We start from the raw sequence: 21,300 nt of genomic DNA on the forward strand, positions 1-21,300 counted from the left end.
TACATAGTTAAAACCAACAAAACATTATGCTTTGTTGGTTTTTATAAATGGTATAATTATTATAGTAGTTATCTAATATTATGAACACAATAGCCAGTCTTTTGCCTTTTCTTGTGAATCCCACAACTCTTTAAATAACCCGTTTTTATTCATCAGGTCATCGTATTTCCCTCTTTCTACTATTTGACCTTTATCAAACACTATAATTTGATTTGCTTCCTTTATTGTTTTTAAGTGATGCGCCACAACTATGAGAGTTTTCTCTTTTACTAGATTAGAAATAGCCTTTTGTATTTTTCTTTCATTTATTGGATCTACATTACTTGTAGCTTCATCTAATATTACTATTGGTGAATCCTTTAAGAAAGCTCTTGCTATTGAAATACGTTGTTTTTGGCCACCTGATAATCCTGCTCCATTTTCTCCAACTATTGTGTCATAACCATTTGGCAGTGTCATGATGAATTCGTGTATCATAGCTTTTTTTGCTGCACTTATTACGTCTTCTTTGGTTGCATCTTTATTTCCTACTTTTATATTTTCATATATGGTATCAGCAAATAATATCACATTTTGCATTACTATGCTGATGTTTTCTAACAAATAATTATATTCCATATCCTTTATATCCACATCTCCGATCCTTATATGACCACTTTTTAAATCATAGAATCTCAATAATAAATTTGTTATTGTTGTTTTTCCTGATCCAGATGGCCCTACTAATGCAACAAGCTCTTTTTCTTTTATGTTGATATTTATATCTTTTAGCTCGAATTCATCTTGCTCATAATGAAACGATGTGTTTTCAAAGTTGATTTCAAAGTTCTTAGGTACTTTAGGATTTACAGGGTTACTAATTGTTTCTGCTTTTAGTATTGTTGATATTCTATTATAGCTATCCTTAGCGACTATATAGTTTAACCAATATCCATCTAGATTTGTAAATGGTTTATAAAATTCTCTAGAAAAAATGATGAAAATTAGATACTGGTATAACTCTATTGTTTTGTTATATAGCATAAATGCTCCTATAATTGCAAGTACTACTACACTTAGTTCTAATAATACTGTGTACCTTCCAATATAGCCTGCTACTGATTTTGATATTTTTTTACTACTATCACCAAACTCAACAGCACTTTTCTTTAGTTTATTTTCAAATCTAACGCTTTGATTAAATGCTTTTAGCAGCGGTATGCCTTTTGTATACTCTACAAACAAACTGACCATAGTCGCTAATTTGTCTTGCGAATTTTTCTGTAACATAGCATTGCTTTTTATACCGTAAACCAGTACTAGTATTGCAATAGGTATCAATGATATCATTGATAAACCAAGTTTTATGTTTACTATGCACAGCATTACTCCAATTGTTAATGATACTATCATATCACTAATCATTCTACTCCACAGATGTGCTACAATCATCTCTATATTATCCACATCTTTGTGGACTATTGTGCTTATTTCACCTAATCTTTCTTTTGTATAAAATCCTAGTGAAAAAGATTTTAACCTTAACGTAATTTTTTCTCTTATCCTGCCCGTTATTTCAAAGCCTACAAAGTGTTTTGCTAAATCAGCAGTAGTGTTGAGTATCCCTTTGAGTACAAGCACTGCAACTAGGCTAATCCAATAAGCTTTTAGGTTGTCAAACATTCCCTTGTTATTGACAATGAACTTTAACATATCCAATATCAAATACATCATAAATAAGCTCAGTAACGAATTGAGTGCAAAGCATAGAATAGATAAAATTTGATATATTCTCTCTTTTAGCGTCATTTCTTTTAATATATTCATTGCTATATAACCTCCTTTATGTTCCAGTTATCAACCTTTGCTTGTTCTTTCATCATCTGATTGTATAATTTGCAATCTTTAATTAATTCTTCGTGTTTTCCTTTAGCTATCACTTTACCTTTTTTCATTACAATAATTTGGTCAGAGTTTGTGATAGTATTTAAGTGATGCGCTATCATTATGATAGTTTTATCTCCTATCAAATTATCTATGGCTTTTTGTATTAGATACTCGTTGTAAGTATCTATTGCAGAGGTAGCTTCATCTAGTATAATTATAGGTGCATTCTTGAGTATCATTCGTGCTATTGATATCCTTTGTTTCTCTCCTCCTGATAACTTAGCTCCTCCTTCTCCAACGACAGTATTATATCCATCCTTCAAATTCATAATCATATCGTGTATTTGTGCTTTTTTTGCTGCTTCTATTACTTCCTTTCTGGTTGCATTTTTCTTGCCGATTTTGATATTTTCTTCAATGCTTAGATTAAATAAAAATACATCCTGTTGAACTATTGAAACTAATCTACCAAGTTCATCTTCATCCATATCTTTAATGTTTTTATTTCCTATCATTATAGAACCTTTTTTAGTTTCATAAAACCTCATTATTAGATTAGCTATAGTACTCTTTCCAGAGCCTGATTCACCCATTATAGCATTCACTGTATTTTCTTTGAATGTAAGGTTTATATTTTCTAATGCATTTTCTTTGCTGTCATAACTAAATGTTACATCTTTAATATCAATTTGCATTGATTTGACTCTATTGTTTTCACTAAGTTTCCTCTCTTTAAGGCTTACTCCTAGTATTGTATTTATATTATTTATAGTTTTGTTAAATACAATATTTTTATGTTGGAATGTTGAAATCTTCGCAAATGAGCTAACAAATATTCCACCCAATATTATAGATAACACAAATTGGTTTATTGTTATTTGATTATTTCTAAGAAGTATAGACCCAGTAATCGCCAACACCACCATGCCCCCTTCTACAAATAACCCTATAAAACCCATAGGTATCGATATACCCACTGTCATTTTTTTTACCCATTTAATATAACTATACATTGTATCAAGTACTCTTTTAGTTCTTTTTTCGTTTCTACTAAATGATTTTATAACAGGAATAGTAGCTATATACTCTAATATGTCCTCTGACATTTTCTTAGTACTGTTATTGTATTCTGCAAATTGACTTGCCCAACATTTATTGAAAACCATCATTAGCATCATCATAATAGGTATAGTTGATACTAATGATAATGCTAACCTCCAGTCCACAAAAATCAAACCGATAAATACAACTGTTGGTATTAGCGTTGCCACTATTATCTCAGGATAAGCATGTGCCAAATAAACCTCTACTTGTTCTACGTCATGGTTTATTATATTTGCTAAATCTCCAGTTTTCCTTTTATGAAAAAAGGAAATAGATAGTTTCTTTAAGTGATTGATTATTTTTAATCTCAATTCTACTAGTGATGTATATGCTACATCGTGAGCCTTATGAATCGAAACTGCATATAATACAGCTTTACACAATTGACAAATGAGCATTATAAGACCAAGCTTAATAATATTTGCTAGCGATAACTCTTTTATCGAGTATAATCCTATAATTCTCATGACTATAAACACCTGAGCAATACCAGCTATTACGCTAAAAGCCATCAATATACTTGAGAATTTGTTTTTGCCTTTGTATTCTTTACTTAAATCAATACTGCTATTACTTTTCATTGTCTCCTCCTTATGATTTTGATTATTGTTATCAATTTTATTTCTTAAATTAACTCTACCCTCAATGGGTAGAGTTAACGTTTACTAGGTATACGTTAGTGCCTCAAAAAAGCGGAATATTAAATGTGCCTTTCCGCCATTTCATTAGCTTTTTCTAAAAATGTGTCTAAAATTTCTAAATCTTTTAGTTTTAAGCTCTCTAGGTATAAATACATGTCTTTATCATATTGGTTATGGTATTGTTCATGTGCCAAATATGCTATTGTTCCTTTTTCAGTTAACTTAACTAGCGTTCTAGTATTGTTGTTTACGTCAATTATCTTTTCAACTAATCCTTTCTTTTCAAGTTTTTTTATAGTCTTTGATATTGCACCTTTTGTTACTCCAAATTTCCTTGCTATCTCCGATATATGCATATCACTGTTATTTCCTATTATATTTATTATATGGATTTCACTTCTATATATTTCTACATCTGTTCCATAAAATCTTGCGTCGTTGCTATTTTTTAGTATTTTTTCAGTCAAAGTAATGTACTTCTCAATTACATCTTTTCTTTTATTATCTACCATAGATATATCGTATACTAGGTATACGTATTTGTCAATAATTTTTTTATTAATTAACCTATCATCCTATATTATTACAATCTTAAGACCCCTTAACTTATCGCTTTAAGGGGTCTTAAGGATATTTTAAACTTCTGGGTTTTTACTTTTATTATTAATATTTATATATTCATTTTTTCCACTTACATGTACCCCTATATTTTTAGGATAAACTTTCCATGCTCTAGCTACATGTCCATCATTCATTCCCCAACTTCTCTTTACTGGCAATCCATAAGGATAGCTACTTGAATTTGTCTTTCTATAATATATATTTAAATTTATAAAATCAACGCCTCTATGCATCGTACCATCTATTTCCATTTTATTTTTTTTAGTATACGACCCTAAAGGACAAAGTGAAACAAATCTATAAAACGCTTTATCTGCAAGTCCTCTCCATTCAAAAAAAGAACTGTCATATAACATTTTCTTTGAATTATTATCCTTCATATCATCCCCATTAAATGTTATATTGTCTATTTTAAATATGATATCTGTTTCTCCATCACTTCCTACTGAAGTTTCTAAACTCATATTTACATATTGATTACTATTTGATGCAAATGTATATTCTTGCCATACTTTGAACTGACCAGTGCTTGTATTACATGCATACGGATGCCATTTATTCCCGAACACAGGAGATTTAGTTACCCCAAAATCAAAACCATGATTTCCTTTTACCCCAAAAGAAATATACGCAGCTCTTTTTCTACCATTACTTTGTGTAATTTGATGCTCAGGTCCAGGAATTTTGACAGTAGCATCTATTTTATTATACTTTCTATCAAAGGAAGCCCATGCATAGTAATGAGATGAATCTTTTTCCATACTGCCTACTGACGGTGAACCTTTTATTATTTTGTAATCAAAATTAACTATTTCAAGTGATGCAAATACTACTGATAAACTTATAACTAATACTAAAACACACGTGGTTGTTGCAATAAAAGTTCTTTTAATATTCATATTAATTCCTCCAATATAATTAGTTTTGTTAATATCTATTAATATTTGATTTTATACATTTAATCCCAATTCCTTTTAATTTATTATGTTATTTATTCTTATATCAAAGGATGTAGTTAGCAGTTCTCCTTCATTTGTTTGAAACTAATTTTGATGGGTATATACTTTATAAGTTAATTATTTTATGTTAAAGGGAGGTCATTAAATGAAAATCGCTATTATTGGTTGTACACATGCAGGTACTGCAGCTATTGTAAATATAGCTAAACTTTATCCACAGGCTGAAATAACTGTTTACGAAAGAAACGACAATATATCATTTTTGTCGTGTGGAATAGCACTTTATGTTGGAGGTGTTGTTAAAGACCCTGAGGGGCTTTTTTATTCATCTCCACAGGAATTATCAAAACTAGGAGTAAAAACTAAAATGCTCCATGATGTCCAGAGCATTGATATAGACAATAAAAAACTTAAAGTCAGAGATTTAAGTAATAATGCAGTATTTGAAGATACGTTTGACAAATTAGTTTTGACAGTTGGTTCATGGCCTATAAAACCAAATATTGAAGGTATCAACCTAGAAAATGTATTGCTATGTAAAAATTATGTTCACTCTAATGCTATAATTGAGAAAGCAAAAAATGCTAAAAATATCACTGTTGTAGGTGCTGGATATATTGGAGTAGAGTTAGTAGAAGCATTTGAATCTCAGGGCAAAAATGTAACTCTAATAGATGCTGAAGATAGAATATTGAGCAAGTATCTCGATAAAGAATTCACTGATATTGCAGAACATACTATGAAAAATAAAGGAATCAAGCTTGCTCTTGGTGAGAAAGTTGTTGCATTTGAGGGTGAAGGTAGTGTAAGTAAGGTGGTAACAGATAAGAATGAATACGAAACTGATTTAGCTATACTTTGCATTGGTTTTAGACCAAATACAGATTTAGTCAAGGATCAAGTTGAAATGCTTGGTAACGGAGCTATAAAGGTAGATGAATATATGAGAACTAGCAGAGAAGATGTATTTGCTGGTGGAGATAGTACAGCTATTATATATAATCCAACTAACGAACATAGATATATTCCTTTGGCTACTAATGCTGTTCGAATGGGAACATTGATTGCTAGAAATCTAGTAAAACCAACTACTAAATACATCGGAACTCAAGGAACATCTGGAATCAAAATATATGAACACAATATTGCTTCAACAGGACTTACTGAACATTCAGCTAAGATAGCAGATTTAGATGTGAAAACTGTCACAATCAAAGACAACAACAGACCTGAGTTTATGCCTATGTATGAACAGGCTACTATTAAACTAGTATTTGAGGCAAATAGTAAAAAAATATTAGGGGCTCAGATTATTTCTAATATTGATCTCACCCAGTATATGAATACTATGTCTGTTGTCATTCAAAATAATATGACTATCGAAGAATTAGCATTTGTTGATTTCTTCTTCCAACCACACTTTAACAAACCTTGGAACTTACTAAATACTGCTGCTCTAAGTGCTCTTGATATATAATTTTAAAAACTGCCATAAGGTTTATTCTAACCTATGGCAGTTTTATTAATGATTTTTTTATGTTAATTGTAATTTCTTTTTTCTCAAACCATTAAACTCCCTTTTCGCTAGAAACACTGTCCAAAGAACCATTATAAAATCTATTAAAAACGCCCCGATATATACCCACTGCATTCCAAAAAATCTAGGCATAATTAGCATTACTGGTACATAAAATACTAGTTGCCTTGCTATGCCCATAATAGATGCAACTTTTCCTTTATTGATAGCTGGAAAATATGTCATCCCCATAAATATTACAGGAAGTACTGGTAACAATGCCATGAAAATTCTAAAATTCATTATATCTGTTGCTATAAAGTTTTTATCTGGAAGCATAAGGTTCAATGCTAGATTAGGAGATACCATCATTATTAACCAAAACGGTAACATCAATACTGTTCCTGCTACTGCAAATACCTTAAAACTCCTAATTACTCTATCATACTTTTCTCCTCCATAGTTTATACCTGCAACTGGTTGTAATGCACGCATCAATCCAAAAATTGGTGTTAACATAAAAGTAAATATCCTAAATACTACACCATAAAAAGCAATATCACTAGTTGTACCAAATTTAGAAATAGCGTTTAATACGACAATCGCTTGTACTAAACTCATTACAGACATAATCAATGAAGGCATTCCCATAGACATAATCTGTTTTATAATATCTTTGTTTCTTTTAATTGTAAAAGGTTTTGCCTCGAATGTTGCTTTTTTTCTGCTAAAATATACAAATGAAGTTACAGTATAGACTATCATACCAATATTTGTCCCTATGGCAGCTCCTTCGACTCCCATGTTAAAAACTACAATTAATATATAATTCGCAGCAATATTTACTAGTAAACCTATTGCCATCATAACTGCTGCAGATTTCATTTTTCCCTCAGCTCTTACTATCATATTTCCTGCAAGTCCAGCTATCCAGAAAAAGGCTCCATACAATGTTATTCTAAAGTAATTAACACCAAACGAAAGTTCTTCTCCCGATCCCCCCATCATACCGACAAGGCTTTTAGCAAATATTATTCCAATAATCATAAATCCAATACTTACTACAATATTTAGATAGTTTACATTTCCAAGTAATTTACGCTGAGTTTCTTTATCTCCTTTTCCAATAGCTATACTGAGTGCAGATCCTGCTCCAACACCTATCAGCGATCCAAATCCTAAAGCAATCTGTGTCAATGGATATGCTAAAGAAACACCCGCAAAAGCTGTTTCTCCTACATATCTTCCTACAAAGAATGCATCAAAGACAGTATTTAAACCATATAGCACCATTGCAATGACAGCAGGCCACGCTAATTGAAAAGTAACTTTCCATAAGTTATCATTGAGAATCATCCTTTTTTGTTTATTTTTATTCATTTCATCCCCCTAACTCGACGTAACCGTCGGTTTCTCGTTTAATAAAAAGGCTTTCGCCTTTTTTGATTTAGTAGCTACAATATTTAATTATTGATATTGATAATAATTATCAATATAATTATACTTCTGTCCTTTACATCTGTCAATACTTAATTTATACTTAAATATATCTCCTTCGTAAACTTAATCCTTTAATACATGCTTACACGATACAAAACTTATAGGAAAAGAGGCCTTTATCATTGATTTATCTATGATTTTAAAACCATTATCCTCAATAAACTCATGGTATTTATCTTCTGTCCATTTGCTATAGACTTTGAAACCTATTAAACCTGCTAATAATGAAAAAACACCTGCCTTCTTACCTCCTGCATGAACAAATGTAGGCGCATATAATATACCGTCAGTTCTTAATACTCTTTTTATTTCTGCTAATGCTTTCTTTGGTTCTGGCATTATGTGCAAAACATTAGCAATAATGGCCTTATCAAATGAATTATCTTCATATGTTAATTTGCATACATCTTGGACTTCAAAATTAATATTATGTATATTATTTATATGTGCTTTTTTCTTAGCTATACTAATCATTTTAGGCGAAAAATCAGTAGCTATTATTTTATTGACATAGTTTGATAACCCAAAAGAAATAATGCCTGTTGCTGTACCAATTTCTAATATTTCATCTGTGGGTATTGTTGTTTTCTTAATCAATGTTATAATCTCTTCGTAAGCAAATTTATCTTTTTTCATGAATCTATCATAAATCTTAGCAAATTTGCTCCATATTTTTCGTTCATCACGTACCATTTATTCCACCTCATTGCAATTGGAATATTGCATCAATATAGGTTGATAAAAATTTTTTAAATGCTAATCTTTCGTTTTCAAAAACATCTGGTTCTTTAAACATGTGATGAGAAACTAGTAGACTATTTGTGAAACGACTAATAAAATTCATTTCCTTTACATGTTTGTTATAGTCTATATCAGCCAATTTACATAGTGCTTCAATAGATTGAACTTCTAGTTCTAGGTATATTGCCCAAATTTGAGGATCATTCATCATTTCATATAGAAACATAGTATATACTCTTTTGTCATCTGTTATTGACAATGCCTTGTCTAGAATCGATTTAAGCAAAATTTCCTTCTTTTGCTCTTTTGTTGATGATTCTAATAGTTCTATCATATATGGATTATGTTTTATATATGACAAACTCCCCTGTTTCATCATATCTATAATAATTTCTTTTGTATTATTATAATAATGATAAAATCCACCTTTAGATAGCTCAGTTTCTGCGATAATATCTTCCATAGTTGTTTTGTGATAGCCTTTTTCTAAAAAAACTTTCTTAGCAGCTGCCCATATTTCTTGTAATCGTTGTTCTCTTGTTTTTCTTGATATGATGATCACCTCTCTTTCAGAGTATCCTTTTTGCATAAATAGAGGCTCTCCAACAAGCCTCTATACTTAATATTTATATGATTATTCTATCATTTGTTTATTTTTAGTACAATCTTAATTTATAAGTTTAATCCACCATATATCAGATTATCATTATATTTGCTTAAATATATTTTTATTATGATAAAGTTTAAGAATACATTATTGAATACTGCCATTACATAAATTTTCTATTATGATAATACCAAATTATCTACTTCTTTATGCAAACATACTCTTAACCACTCTACATCTACATATTTTCCTTCATCTATAATATTTATTGATAAAGCTCTATTTTTATAGAACTTTATATTTTCAAGCTCTTTTAATGATCTAGTTAAATGTCTATAAGTTGTTCTAAGTAATTCTGCAAGATCTTTATGAGAAAAATGAAGCTTTGTAGTGGCACATTTCTAGTTTCGAGTCTTTATAAATTATATAAAAAATGAATCAAGCAAAAAAAGGATATATTTAAATAATATTATACATTCTTGTATAAAACATAATCCTATATATCCTTAAAAGCTATTCTATTTTAATTTAATAAACCGTATTTGATTCTCTCTTCTTGAGTCATATTATGCATTGAATCTGCAGGGGCTGATTTGATTGTAAACCAGTAAAAATCGCTGTCTATCCCCATCTCTTTATAATAATCTAAATATTTTTGATGCTCTGGATGGTCTTTTGGTAATTCATTTGCATTTTTTACTTCTTCACTCGCCCATGAATGAACTCCAATTTCTGAGTTCTCATTAGCAGTTCTTTTTACACCAGCACAAAAGAAATCGACTCCACCAGATGCTATAAATCCACCCTCTGGCACCTTTGTATTTAGACCTGCTCCTCTTATTAGCCTGCTGGCCTTTAAATTTGATACATCATCTATTGATCCAGGTACATCTTCCATCACAATTGTTTTGACCTCTGGGTGTTCTTTTATCAAATCCTTTACTCTTTTGATTGTTCTCTTGCTAATAAGCCCTTTCATAATAGCCTTATCACCTTTTACATTGAAGTCTGCTAATCCTTCGGTCATATCATAATAAACCTCATACAGATTATCTATATTAGTTAACACAATTGTTACTAATAAAAGGCATACCACTATTACAATAGTTATTTTCATTTTCACGACAAACTCTCCTTCAGTAATTTTACGTCTATATTATTTCCTGATAATATTAGAGCTGTTTCTCTTCCAAAATCATACTCAGGATAATCAAACAGTGCTGCGACTACTACACAACTTGATGCCTCGACTATGATTTTCTCTTCTATCACCATGTGTTTAATCGCTTTTTTAATAGTATTTTCTTTTACTACTAATACATCATCAATAAGTCTGTCTGATAATCGATAGGCTAATTCTCCTATTCCTCCAATTAGAGCTTCACATATTGAATCCTCTGATGGATATTTGGAATATAATACTTTATCATCAATTGCAGCTTTCATAGCTGGACACGCTTCTGTTTGAACTCCTATTACTCTCACGTGGGGGTTAATACCTTTTGCAGCAGTAGCTATTCCTGCAATCAACCCGCCTCCTCCAACTGGGACTAATATGGTGTCAATATTAGGATTTTGGTAAATCATTTCTAATCCTGCTGTTCCCTGTCCTGCATAGACTATGCAGTCTTTATCATATGCATCTATATAAATTTTTTGTTGTTTTCTTACATAACTCATTCCTATATCATGGGCTTCGTCATATGTCTTTCCCTTGACAACCAGTTTTGCACCATAATACGTTATCTTTTGTTTTTTTGTCAATGGTGTATTCTCTGGTACGAATATTAATACATTGCTTATACCCAATTTATGTGCTGCATAGCTGACTGCAACACCATGATTTCCAGATGAAATAGCGACAATTCCTCTGTTTTTTTCTTCTTTTGTTAATCTTAAAAGCTTGCTGAATGCACCTCTCATTTTGAAGCTTCTAGAAGGCTGTAATCCCTCATTTTTGAAATAAATCGACCTTTTATTGTTACTTAGTGTTGTTGATAAACTCAATGGAGTTTCATATATATAGGGCTCAATAAGTTTTTTTGTCTCTATTATGAGTCTAAGGTTTAGCATTTTTGCTCCCTTAAAAATTCTGATATTTTATTAAGCCCTATCTTAAGTTTATCTGGGCTAAATGCGTATCCTATCCTCACATATCCTTCTACATCCAGTGCTGAGCCAGGCACTAGCATAACCCCTTTTGAGTTTAGAAGTTGAATACAAAATTCCTCTGACTTCATATCTAAGTCATATTTCAAAAATGCAGTTGTTCCCGCTTTCGGCTTAACATAAGAAATCAACGGTTCATTTTTTACCCATTCGTCTAATACTTTGATGTTTTCTCTGACTATCTTATGACTGCGCTCTATTATCTTATCTACATTTTCTAGTGCTATACTAGCCAAATAGTCATCTATCCTACCACAGCTAATAGTTGTATAGTCTCTTCTTCTATTTACTGCTTTTATAAATTCTTTTGGTCCAACTAACCACCCAATTCTCAAACCTGCTAAAGAAAATGTTTTAGACATACTACCTGCGCTAATTCCTTTATCATAGATATCTGCAATAGATGTTGTAAATCCTGACCCTTCATGATCAAGTCCTCTATACACCTCATCACATAGAATATATGCATCTACTGATTTTGCAATTTTAACAATATCTTTCAAAAAATCTTCATCCATCAGTGAACCAGTTGGGTTGTTTGGATTGTTAATACATATAAGCTTAGTATTCTTATTAACATAACTTCTAAGCTCATCCAAATCAGGCAAAAATCCGTTTTCTGGTTTAAGTTTTAAAATTTTTACATCCGCTCCGTATGCTTTGGGAATAGAGTAGTGCTGTTGATAAGTTGGCAATACAGATATTACTATGTCCTTTGGTTCTATTAGCGTAAACATAGCTAGAGCGTTTGCACCTATAGCCCCATGTGTTATAGTTATCTGATTTATATCTATATTATCATAAAGAGATTGAACCCCTTTTATAAGCTTATGAGAACCTTCTATATCCCCATAACTCATTTGCATATTTAAGATTTCATTTATAGCTTCATCTTTGTTTTGAGATATCTTTAATAATTCATTAACAGTCATTGATTTTGTACAAGTCTCTGCTAAATTGTATTTGCAATTATTCTCGTATAGATTCATCCATATTTCTACACCAAATTCTTTAATCTTCATAACTGCCTCCTATAAATCAATTGTAATTCCCAGTTGTCTTTCTTTTGCTATATCTAAAGCAATCTTTGATGTCATTAAATCTTGCAATGCTATACCAGTTGAATCAAATATAGTTATGTCTTTATCTGACTTTCTACCGACCTTTGTTCCTAGTATAATCTCTCCCATTTCTGAGTAAATGCCATCTTTAGTTATTAAACCTTCTCTATAAGCTGTTTGAGTTTCTCCAACATTTATAGCTTGATCAATATCATCAACTACAACGATAGATGAACTAAATAATTTCTCATCGATTTCTTGTTTGCCTTGCATATCTGCTCCAATACAGCTAATATGTGTACCTGGCTTGACCCAGTCTTTTTTTATCATTGAAGCTCTAGATGGCGTAGCTGTGATAATAATATCACTTGATAAAACAGCTCCTTTTAAATCTGTTACTGCTTCGTAATTAATATCTTTTGTAATATTAAAAGTATCTCTTAGTTTATCTTTTATTGTATTTGTGTACTTTAAAGTTTGTTGCTCACACATCGGATCATATATTAAAACTCTATCTATTGACTCTACTACATGTAACAAAGCTGCGATTTCAAACTGTGCAATATGTCCAGTTCCAATCATCAATAATGTCCTTGAATCTTTTCTAGCGAGGTATTTAGCTCCTATTGCTCCTGCTGCACCTGTTCTCATACCTGTTATATGGTCCGCATTGAGAATGGCAAGAGGTACTCCTGTATTACTATCAAATATCATCGTAGTTCCAATAAGTAATGGTAATCCTTTCTCTTTATTTGCTCCATACCATGAAACTAGTTTTAGCCCAAATATATCAGCACCCTCTAAATAACCTGATTTAATATCCATGTCTGCTACCCCTGTTTCAAACTCATGAAAAACCATAGGAAATAGCGTTGTTTTGTTTTCTGCTTTTAATGTATATACTTGTTCAACAGCCTCTATTACCATTGGCATTTGTAGTATACTTTTTAGCACTTCTTGATTCAACACTTTTACTTTAAACATAATTTTCCTCCTTTCTCTTATTAATATAATTTTATACTAAATATAGATCCTTGTATTTGTACTATGTCAAAAAATATGCTATTATATTTATATAATATACAAAAGGAGTGCTTTTATGTCTATCACTGTTTATGAAGCAACTAAATTAAACCATTTAAAGCCGTTTAAACTTATTGCTGGTATTTCAGGAATGAGCAAATCTATTGATAAAGTTGGTATATTGGATTATGAGGTTATTGAAGGTATCAATGGCATGTTTACTTATGGGGATTTTGTTTTAACGACCTTTACTCCGATTCGAAATGATATAAATGCAATAAAATCATGCATAAAAACTTTGATCGAATGTAATGTAGCTTGTCTTGCTATCAAACAAAAATACATACAAGACCTACCTGAGGATATTATTAGCTATGCAAACAAAAATGCTTTTCCCATCTTTTTGTTTAATGAGGATATTTATTTCGAGGATATTATTGAAGATTTATTAAAAGGTTTACAATCAAGAAGTCATATAGAAATATTAGAAACTAAAATTGAAGCACTTTTTAAAAACGAGCTAAAGCCAAATGTAGTTAAAGAATTAGCTTATGATCTTAATAGACATTTTTACAATGAGCATCAAGTATTTTTCCTAAAAGAAAGGCGATTTATTAATGATGATAACATTATAAGCATTGCCGAGAAGTATAAAAGAAGTCGTAATCAATTCATTGAGCACAGCGTCTTCAAATATGGTAATGGATTAATTGTAATTATGACCTATCAATCAATTGAAGCAAAGCATGTAAAGCTTGATAGAGAGTATATATTCAATAATCTTTCTATAAACCATGATGATTTTTATATTGGTTGTAGCAACATTTATATTGATATAATTAGTTTAGATAAGTCTATTAAAGAAAGTATTTATGCAAGTCAAGCATGTGAACTTAACGAATTGTCTTCACAAGAATACTGTAATATTGGAATCTACAAATTACTATTGCCAAACAAAGGTAGTTGGATGAAGCGTTATGTACATGAAACGTTAAACCCTCTTTATTGTTACGATGATGGTAAGCTTCTAGAGACTGCCCGAGAATACATTATTAATAAAGGTGATATAACCAAAACTTCACAAGTAATGTTTCAGCATAAAAATACCATACGTTATAGAATACAAAAAATGAAGACTCTTTTAGAATTAGAGTCTGACAGTGATTTTTATGAACAGCTTTCAATAGCACTAAAATGCGAAAAGCTATTATTATAAAACTATAGAATTTATTTACATTTATTCTTTATGAATAATTAAAAATATACTTGATTCATCCATCTCTTGTATCTGATATTCATAGCCTGATAGTTCACCTATCTTTTTTAGATCCTCAAGTGTATGAGTTATTGCTTTAAATCCATCTTTACAAATTATAACTCCATCTTTCGTTTTACTCATGTCTATTTCTCCAAGTAGTCCTTTGTTTGATTGTTCTTCAAACCACATCAATCTATGCTCCCAAAATTTTTCGCTATACGTGCTAAAGTAAATTTTCCCACCATCCGTAACCATTCTCAGTATATTCTTTATTGATTCATCAGTTGCTATTTTCATTGCTGATAAGCCATTTTGTAAGCAAATCACTACATCAAACTTGCTCTTAAATGTTGGTTTATGTACATCCATAGTAATCATTTCTGCATTATGTATCCCCTTTAAATATTCTCTTGCAAGCAAAACACTTTCTTTGGATATATCAATACCAACAATTGATTTACAGCTGCTAGCTAACTCTTTCACTATTCGTCCATAACCTGCACCTAGCTCTAGCACTCTCTCATCTCCTGTTAGATTCCTTCTAACAAATTCTATTTCTTCACTCAAATACTGCTTTATTCTAGGTATATGTGTATCATACGCCTTAAACAAATTTTGTGAGTTTAGTTTTTTTGCATAATAATTTCTATCTTTCAAGGTACCCTCCTTTTAATTGGTTCTATTTTATTGAAATCCATCAAAGTATCCATTTATATCTAAAGTATAGCACATATCACTGATTAAGTGGCAATATAAGTTAGCTATTCTTATGTCTAATATGTTAACATATTGACAAATATTCTGATTATTCTTGACAAAACATCATTATACATATATTATAAATTGTATTATATATCAAATTAGGATTTATTATGGTTTTAATAACAAGTAATGAGTGTAATGTAAAAAGAAGATGTAAAGACCTTTCAATGTGTGCATTGTGTTTTGTCTATCGAGTAATATATTATGTGTCTTAACAAAGGGGTGTAGCATATGAATGACCGTTTACTTACTAAATTAAATTCAGTAAAGAGAAGAACTCTAACAAAAGAAGAAATCCTTAAAGAAACTGATTCAAATGGATTGGTTGCATGTGCTGTTGATATTTTACTAGGCATAACCATATATTGTGGTCTATTAAGTTTATTAAAAACATTATTATTTGGCAAATTGAATTTCACTGGTTTTATAGTTAACTCTTGTAAGAATTATTTTGAATTCTATAAAATAAAAGGAATGCATGTTACATCAGATATAATTGAAAAAGTTACATTTGACATAATGATTGTTCCTTTAGGGATACTTCTTGCTATAATAGTCATGTTTTACTATTACTATTCATTATCAAAGAAACTAAAATTTCTAACAATAGGAGAAATACTTGTTGGTGGTAATATAAATACTCAAAAATATAAATTTTGGGAAAATCAGCACCTTGTAAATAGAGGTGGTTTATATACAATAGTTATTTTAAATTTACTAATTTTAATGAGTACTTTTAGAGGAACTTTAGATGGAAATAATATATACTCTATATCTGATTTATTAATTAAGTACTTTATTATTCTGATTTTTATTTTTGGATTGTATGCTTTTGGTAAAGGCTCTTTAGCTGGTGGAGGTATTCTCATTATCGCTAGCCAAATTATTGGGTACTTTCATAGCCTTAAGTTAAGTCCTCTGATAATACTGATTAATAGGGGGAGATTCTTATATCCAGAAAAAATATCTTCAAAACTGTTTTTGATTATGTGCTGTCTTTCAATAATTGTAATTGCAGTAACCTTTATAAATAAGATAATAGTTAAAAGAAAACTAAACTAGAAAATAAAAATAATAGTTCACAGGTGATATACTGTGAAACTATTATTTTTTTAATTTAATTTATATAGTTATCAATCTGTATACGGCTGGAAAGTTTTAGAGAACTGATTATCTTCCTGTGGTATACCACTACCTTGGCTAGTATCCCTATTTGATGACCACATAGAAATCATACGTACACTTTTAGATTTACAAAAATCAAGTAATGCCAAAGCATTCTCTAATGTAAATGTTTCACCTGGTTGATCATTTTTACCTATCATAGGTGTGGCACCAATCATATCCCACGCATCACCACCTAATTGAGTATTAAGCCCTGTGATAGCATCTATAGCAGCTTGCCCCATATCTTCAATAGGTGGCCCATAATCCATAGTCATTCCATTTACTCCAGTGATATTAACTCCTGCATCTTTCATTTGCCCCACTATAGTTAGACCGCTCTGTACTAACCCCTCAGTAGAAATAGGTAGTGTCAACCATATTTCTATATCAAACGACAATTCATCCTGCAACATTTTTAAAGCTTGAGCATTTCTTTCATTAGCATCAGTATACTCTACCCAAGGATTTTCTATATCAAAGTCAATCCTACGCAAGTTATATAAGTTTATAACATTCATATATATATCTTTTATAGAAGTAGCATCTGGCGCGCATATATGTATAGGAGTATTAGCAGCACCACCAAATGAAACTGTTATATCTCCCCCCATATCGCGCAGTTTTTTAATCTGATCTATAGCTGGTATTTGATTTATTGGATAATATGTTCCCCAGCTAGGGGTACAATCTGTAGGACTTTGAGATACAACAAAACCTAAATTATAAAATTTGACTCCTGTTACAGTTGACATATCTGCTATCTGATACGTAGGCCAAGCTGTGATATCTACAAATGGAGAAAATACTCGTGATGGCCAAGGATAAACACCATTTCCTACATCAAGAGATTCCCCTGTTAATTCTGTAGTAAATCCACAAGGATATGTAGGTGGCATTGGTGTAGTTGACCACTCAGTAACGTGCTCCATAATTTGATCTGCTACTAGATCTGGTTTCTCAGCCGCTAATGTCCTACTTACTACTAATATGTTCATTTTCATCCCTAATCTTCTTAACTCCACATTGTGTAGAGGTTCATTAATCAACTGCACAAAAAAGGTAGTATCTTTGTTACAACAATCTTGTAAAGTTAAATATTCAGCATTTTTAAAAAGTACAGTTCTTTGTATTATACGACAACATCTTCTAAGCCTTGCTCTGATATTATCAGGTAGTTGAAAGTTCATACAACATAACATATAAAATCCTCCATTTCAATTATTTTAGCTATAGAATAATTATGTTAAAGATATGCTAAATATATCTACTTCTCTAAAATACAAAGTTATTTTAAATAAACTAAGAGTTGTATTGAACAAAATGATTTAATGTGCTAAAATTCAATATGAACTTTTCTTAAGTTATAATTATATACATTCATATTAAGCAAAAGGAGAACATTATATGTCTACTATTATTAAAAAACCTAAAATTCTTTATCTTTCATTAGTAAGTGCTATAATCCTTATTTTAATCTTACCAATGAATCTTAATATGAAACTTCCAACTGTAATTTGTTGCACTACGCTGGTTTTATGGGGAACATCAGCTGTTGCCAATAATGTTATTGCAGGTATATTTCTGTCGAGTTGTTTACTTCTCAAACTCGCTCCTATTGCTGTAGTGTTGAAATTTCCTATGACAGAAAACTTCTATATTATTATACTTTCATACCTTATAAGCCATGTTGTAACCTCTACTGGTACTGCTAAGGTATTCTCAAGAAAGATCATGTACAAAATGACTAATACTCCTATAAAGCTTGTATTGTTCTCATATATTGCAGGGTTTTTATTGATATTTTTTATACCACAACCATTTCCACGTGTAATATTGTTAGCAGTATTTTATAGAGAATTTTTATCAAAACAATCTATACCAAATACATCTAAGAGCATACTTTTTTTCAGTATTTTTACTGCTTCAACTTTTACATCTATGTTTTTTATAAACGCTGATACACTTTTGAATTATGTCGTTGTAAAAATATCAGGTGCAAATATGAATTGGGGTCAATGGGCACTTTATATGGGTATCCCAACAATAATTTGTTGCATCATTACTTTTTTTATGTTTTTACTTATATTCAGAAAAGAACTATTTAAAATAACTTTTATAGGATTAACTAAAAAAAAGGAACAACAACTTACCAAACAACAAAAGCAATCCATCTTAATATGTTTTGTCATATTTATAGGATTTGCAACTCAAAGTTTCAGTAATCTTAGTGCTTTGTCTATAATGACAATTGGTGTTATTTTAAGTACAATATTAGGTCTGCTAAAAATAGACAGCCTGAAAAGCATTAATTACAATTTACTTTTATTCTTCACAGCTGCTTTTTCTTTAGGAGGTGTATTGAATTATTGTGGGTTTTCACAAACGCTTGCAAACTGGCTTATAACATTTATGCCTAACTCTCATGGTCATTTGTCTATAGTTTTTTTGACATTTATAACTCTGATTCTTAATTTTTTGTTAGGTAGCGCAGTCACCACTTCTTCTGTAGTAATACCAATGATTGCGCATATAAGTATATTTGAGAATTCTACCATTCTGTGTCTATTTGTATATACTATTGTAAGTGTTCAATATATCTTACCTTTTCATCATGCAATTATAATGGTTGGTTATGGAGAAGGTTTATACGATACAAAAACGATAGCGAAATTCGGTATATTTCTTACTATGTTCACTTTCATATTTATTCTATTTGTTTGTATGCCTTGGTGGAATTTTGTGTTCAGTTAGATTGTTATAAAGTTCAAAGAAGATGTCTGTAACTCCAGACATCCCCTTCTTATATAATCTTTCTTATTAAATTCTTATTATATATCATCTATCATAGAAATAAAGTATTCATGGAAAGTTTTATCATCTGTGAGTTCTGGGTGAAACGATGTAACTAGCATATTATTTTGTCGAGCTGCTACAATGTTTCCATCTGTTTTATGAAGTACCTCAATCCTATCTCCTATATCTATAATATACGGTGCCCTTATAAACACCAAAGGAATTTCTTTTTTAGATATATTTTCTATAACTTCGTTTTTTATAAAGCTATCAAGTTGAGTTCCATATGCATTTCGTCTAACTTTGATATTCATAACTTTAAGATAAGGTTTTTCACCTTCTATTTCTTTAGCTAGCAAAATCATACCTGCACAAGTACCCCATACTGGTAATCCGCTATTGATTTTTTTTATTAGTATCCCTTTTATTTTCAAATCTTTTAGTAACTTTCCTATTGCTGTGCTTTCTCCACCAGGTAGTATCACCCCGTGTATATCATTTAACTGCGTAGCTTTTCTTATTTCTACTGCTTCATGCCCTAATGATTTCATTATTTTTATATGTTCTTTAAAAGCTCCTTGAAGTGCTAATACGCCTATTCTTTTCATTTTAGTACCCTCTATCAGCCATTCTTTCTTCTTCATTAATTGAATATACATTAATCCCAACCATTGCTTCTCCAATATCTTCTGATACCTCTGCTAATATATTTGCATCGTTATAGTTTGTAACAGCTTTAACTATAGCTGTAGCTCTTTTTTTAGGATCGCCAGACTTAAAAATACCTGATCCAACAAATATACCATCACATCCTAATTGCATCATCATAGCTGCATCTGCAGGAGTTGCAACACCACCAGCTGCAAAATTGACAACAGGTAATTTGCCATGTTCATGTACATACTGCACTAAATGAATAGGTGCCTGTAGCTGTTTTGCAGCATTCATTAGTTCTTCTTTTGCTAACCCTTTGATTCTGCTTATCTCAGAATTCATCATCCTCATATGTCTAACCGCCTCTATTACATCACCTGTACCTGGTTCTCCTTTAGTTCTTATCATTGATGCTCCTTCTGCGATTCTTCTTAAGGCTTCTCCAAGATTTTTAGCTCCACATACAAAAGGTACTTTAAATGACCTCTTGTCAATATGAAGAGCTGGATCGGCTGGTGTTAAAACTTCACTCTCATCAATATAATCAACACTAAGGGCTTCTAATATCTGAGCTTCAACAAAATGTCCGATTCTTACTTTAGCCATAACTGGTATAGATACAGCTTTTTGAATCTGTTTAATCATCTTCGGGTCTGAGGCTCTTGCCACTCCACCATTTTTTCTAATATCAGCAGGTACTCTTTCTAAAGCCATAACTGCACATGCTCCAGCTTCCTGTGCTATTTTTGCTTCTTCGGGAGTTGTTACATCCATGATAACTCCACCCTTTAGCATTACAGCAAGATTTTTGTTTAGTTCATATCTGTTATCCATTTCAAAGCCTCCTTATATTAATCT

The 21,300-nt window shown here is 30.9% G+C and carries 19 protein-coding genes and 1 pseudogene; 4 read left to right on the forward strand and 16 right to left on the reverse strand.

All coding sequences use genetic code 11. The features are described 5' to 3' along the window. Window positions 1-78 precede the first annotated feature (78 nt). The 4 genes from P3X86_RS09780 to P3X86_RS09795 all read right to left on the reverse strand — a co-directional run bounded on the left by P3X86_RS09780 (window position 79) and on the right by P3X86_RS09795 (window position 5,131). Window positions 79-1,806, reverse strand: coding sequence for an ABC transporter ATP-binding protein (locus tag P3X86_RS09780; RefSeq protein ID WP_483292489.1), 1,728 nt, complete (start codon window positions 1,804-1,806; stop codon window positions 79-81). 2 nt (window positions 1,807-1,808) lie between these two features. Beyond that, window positions 1,809-3,551: an ABC transporter ATP-binding protein gene (locus tag P3X86_RS09785; protein ID WP_483292490.1), complete on the reverse strand. Its 1,743-nt coding sequence runs from the start codon at window positions 3,549-3,551 to the stop codon at window positions 1,809-1,811. Between the two features lie 119 nt (window positions 3,552-3,670). Beyond that, window positions 3,671-4,123, reverse strand: coding sequence for a MarR family winged helix-turn-helix transcriptional regulator (locus tag P3X86_RS09790; protein WP_483292491.1), 453 nt, complete (start codon window positions 4,121-4,123; stop codon window positions 3,671-3,673). Between the two features lie 123 nt (window positions 4,124-4,246). Further along, complete coding sequence (locus tag P3X86_RS09795) at window positions 4,247-5,131, reverse strand: hypothetical protein (RefSeq protein ID WP_483292492.1); 885 nt, start codon at window positions 5,129-5,131, stop codon at window positions 4,247-4,249. 205 nt (window positions 5,132-5,336) lie between these two features. On the opposite strand from P3X86_RS09795, the gene P3X86_RS09800 reads away from it, so the two are divergent. Then, window positions 5,337-6,668 (forward strand): FAD-dependent oxidoreductase, encoded by a 1,332-nt coding sequence (locus tag P3X86_RS09800; protein WP_483292493.1) that lies wholly within the window; start codon window positions 5,337-5,339, stop codon window positions 6,666-6,668. A gap of 57 nt (window positions 6,669-6,725) precedes the next feature. On the opposite strand, the gene P3X86_RS09805 is transcribed toward P3X86_RS09800, so the two are convergent. The 8 genes and pseudogenes from P3X86_RS09805 to P3X86_RS09840 all read right to left on the reverse strand — a co-directional run bounded on the left by P3X86_RS09805 (window position 6,726) and on the right by P3X86_RS09840 (window position 13,769). Beyond that, window positions 6,726-8,087, reverse strand: coding sequence for an MATE family efflux transporter (locus P3X86_RS09805; RefSeq protein ID WP_483292494.1), 1,362 nt, complete (start codon window positions 8,085-8,087; stop codon window positions 6,726-6,728). 183 nt (window positions 8,088-8,270) lie between these two features. Beyond that, window positions 8,271-8,900 carry a class I SAM-dependent methyltransferase gene (locus tag P3X86_RS09810; protein WP_483292495.1) on the reverse strand — a complete coding sequence of 210 codons (630 nt, stop codon included), beginning with the start codon at window positions 8,898-8,900 and terminating at the stop codon, window positions 8,271-8,273. A gap of 10 nt (window positions 8,901-8,910) precedes the next feature. Next, window positions 8,911-9,537, reverse strand: a complete 627-nt coding sequence (locus tag P3X86_RS09815) for a TetR/AcrR family transcriptional regulator (protein ID WP_483292496.1) — start codon at window positions 9,535-9,537, stop codon at window positions 8,911-8,913. A 197-nt stretch (window positions 9,538-9,734) separates the two neighbouring features. Further along, window positions 9,735-9,929: pseudogene (locus tag P3X86_RS09820) on the reverse strand (hypothetical protein); the annotation flags it as partial. Window positions 9,930-10,078: 149 nt separating this feature from the next. After that, entirely contained in the window at window positions 10,079-10,678 is a 600-nt protein-coding gene (locus tag P3X86_RS09825) for a COG3904 family protein (RefSeq protein WP_483292497.1), read from the reverse strand. Beyond that, window positions 10,675-11,628 (reverse strand): pyridoxal-phosphate dependent enzyme, encoded by a 954-nt coding sequence (locus P3X86_RS09830; protein WP_483292498.1) that lies wholly within the window; start codon window positions 11,626-11,628, stop codon window positions 10,675-10,677. The genes P3X86_RS09825 and P3X86_RS09830 overlap by 4 nt, the downstream gene beginning before the upstream one ends. Next, window positions 11,622-12,746 carry an aminotransferase gene (locus P3X86_RS09835; RefSeq protein ID WP_483292499.1) on the reverse strand — a complete coding sequence of 375 codons (1,125 nt, stop codon included), beginning with the start codon at window positions 12,744-12,746 and terminating at the stop codon, window positions 11,622-11,624. The genes P3X86_RS09830 and P3X86_RS09835 overlap by 7 nt, the downstream gene beginning before the upstream one ends. 9 nt (window positions 12,747-12,755) lie before the next feature. Then, window positions 12,756-13,769 carry an ornithine cyclodeaminase family protein gene (locus P3X86_RS09840; RefSeq protein ID WP_483292500.1) on the reverse strand — a complete coding sequence of 338 codons (1,014 nt, stop codon included), beginning with the start codon at window positions 13,767-13,769 and terminating at the stop codon, window positions 12,756-12,758. Between the two features lie 115 nt (window positions 13,770-13,884). On the opposite strand from P3X86_RS09840, the gene P3X86_RS09845 reads away from it, so the two are divergent. After that, window positions 13,885-15,024, forward strand: a complete 1,140-nt coding sequence (locus P3X86_RS09845; RefSeq protein WP_483292501.1) for a PucR family transcriptional regulator — start codon at window positions 13,885-13,887, stop codon at window positions 15,022-15,024. A 21-nt stretch (window positions 15,025-15,045) separates the two neighbouring features. Here the strand turns inward: P3X86_RS09845 and P3X86_RS09850 are convergent, their stop codons facing one another. Then, window positions 15,046-15,723 carry a class I SAM-dependent methyltransferase gene (locus P3X86_RS09850; protein ID WP_483292502.1) on the reverse strand — a complete coding sequence of 226 codons (678 nt, stop codon included), beginning with the start codon at window positions 15,721-15,723 and terminating at the stop codon, window positions 15,046-15,048. A gap of 336 nt (window positions 15,724-16,059) precedes the next feature. Between P3X86_RS09850 and P3X86_RS09855 the strand changes: the two genes are divergently transcribed. Beyond that, window positions 16,060-16,890, forward strand: a complete 831-nt coding sequence (locus P3X86_RS09855) for a hypothetical protein (protein WP_483292503.1) — start codon at window positions 16,060-16,062, stop codon at window positions 16,888-16,890. A gap of 71 nt (window positions 16,891-16,961) precedes the next feature. Here P3X86_RS09855 and P3X86_RS09860 read toward each other — a convergent pair whose 3' ends face one another. Beyond that, window positions 16,962-18,194 carry a chitinase gene (locus P3X86_RS09860; RefSeq protein WP_483292504.1) on the reverse strand — a complete coding sequence of 411 codons (1,233 nt, stop codon included), beginning with the start codon at window positions 18,192-18,194 and terminating at the stop codon, window positions 16,962-16,964. A 205-nt stretch (window positions 18,195-18,399) separates the two neighbouring features. Here P3X86_RS09860 and P3X86_RS09865 point away from each other — a divergent pair, with 205 nt between their 5' ends. Continuing rightward, window positions 18,400-19,746: an SLC13 family permease gene (locus tag P3X86_RS09865; RefSeq protein WP_483292505.1), complete on the forward strand. Its 1,347-nt coding sequence runs from the start codon at window positions 18,400-18,402 to the stop codon at window positions 19,744-19,746. A gap of 77 nt (window positions 19,747-19,823) precedes the next feature. Here the strand turns inward: P3X86_RS09865 and pdxT are convergent, their stop codons facing one another. Beyond that, entirely contained in the window at window positions 19,824-20,396 is a 573-nt protein-coding gene (gene pdxT / locus P3X86_RS09870; RefSeq protein WP_483292506.1) for a pyridoxal 5'-phosphate synthase glutaminase subunit PdxT, read from the reverse strand. Between the two features lies 1 nt (window position 20,397). Beyond that, window positions 20,398-21,276: a pyridoxal 5'-phosphate synthase lyase subunit PdxS gene (pdxS, locus tag P3X86_RS09875; RefSeq protein WP_483292507.1), complete on the reverse strand. Its 879-nt coding sequence runs from the start codon at window positions 21,274-21,276 to the stop codon at window positions 20,398-20,400. Window positions 21,277-21,300 lie beyond the last annotated feature (24 nt).

The sequence above is a fragment of the Abyssisolibacter sp. ZYX002 genome (genome assembly GCF_056892235.1).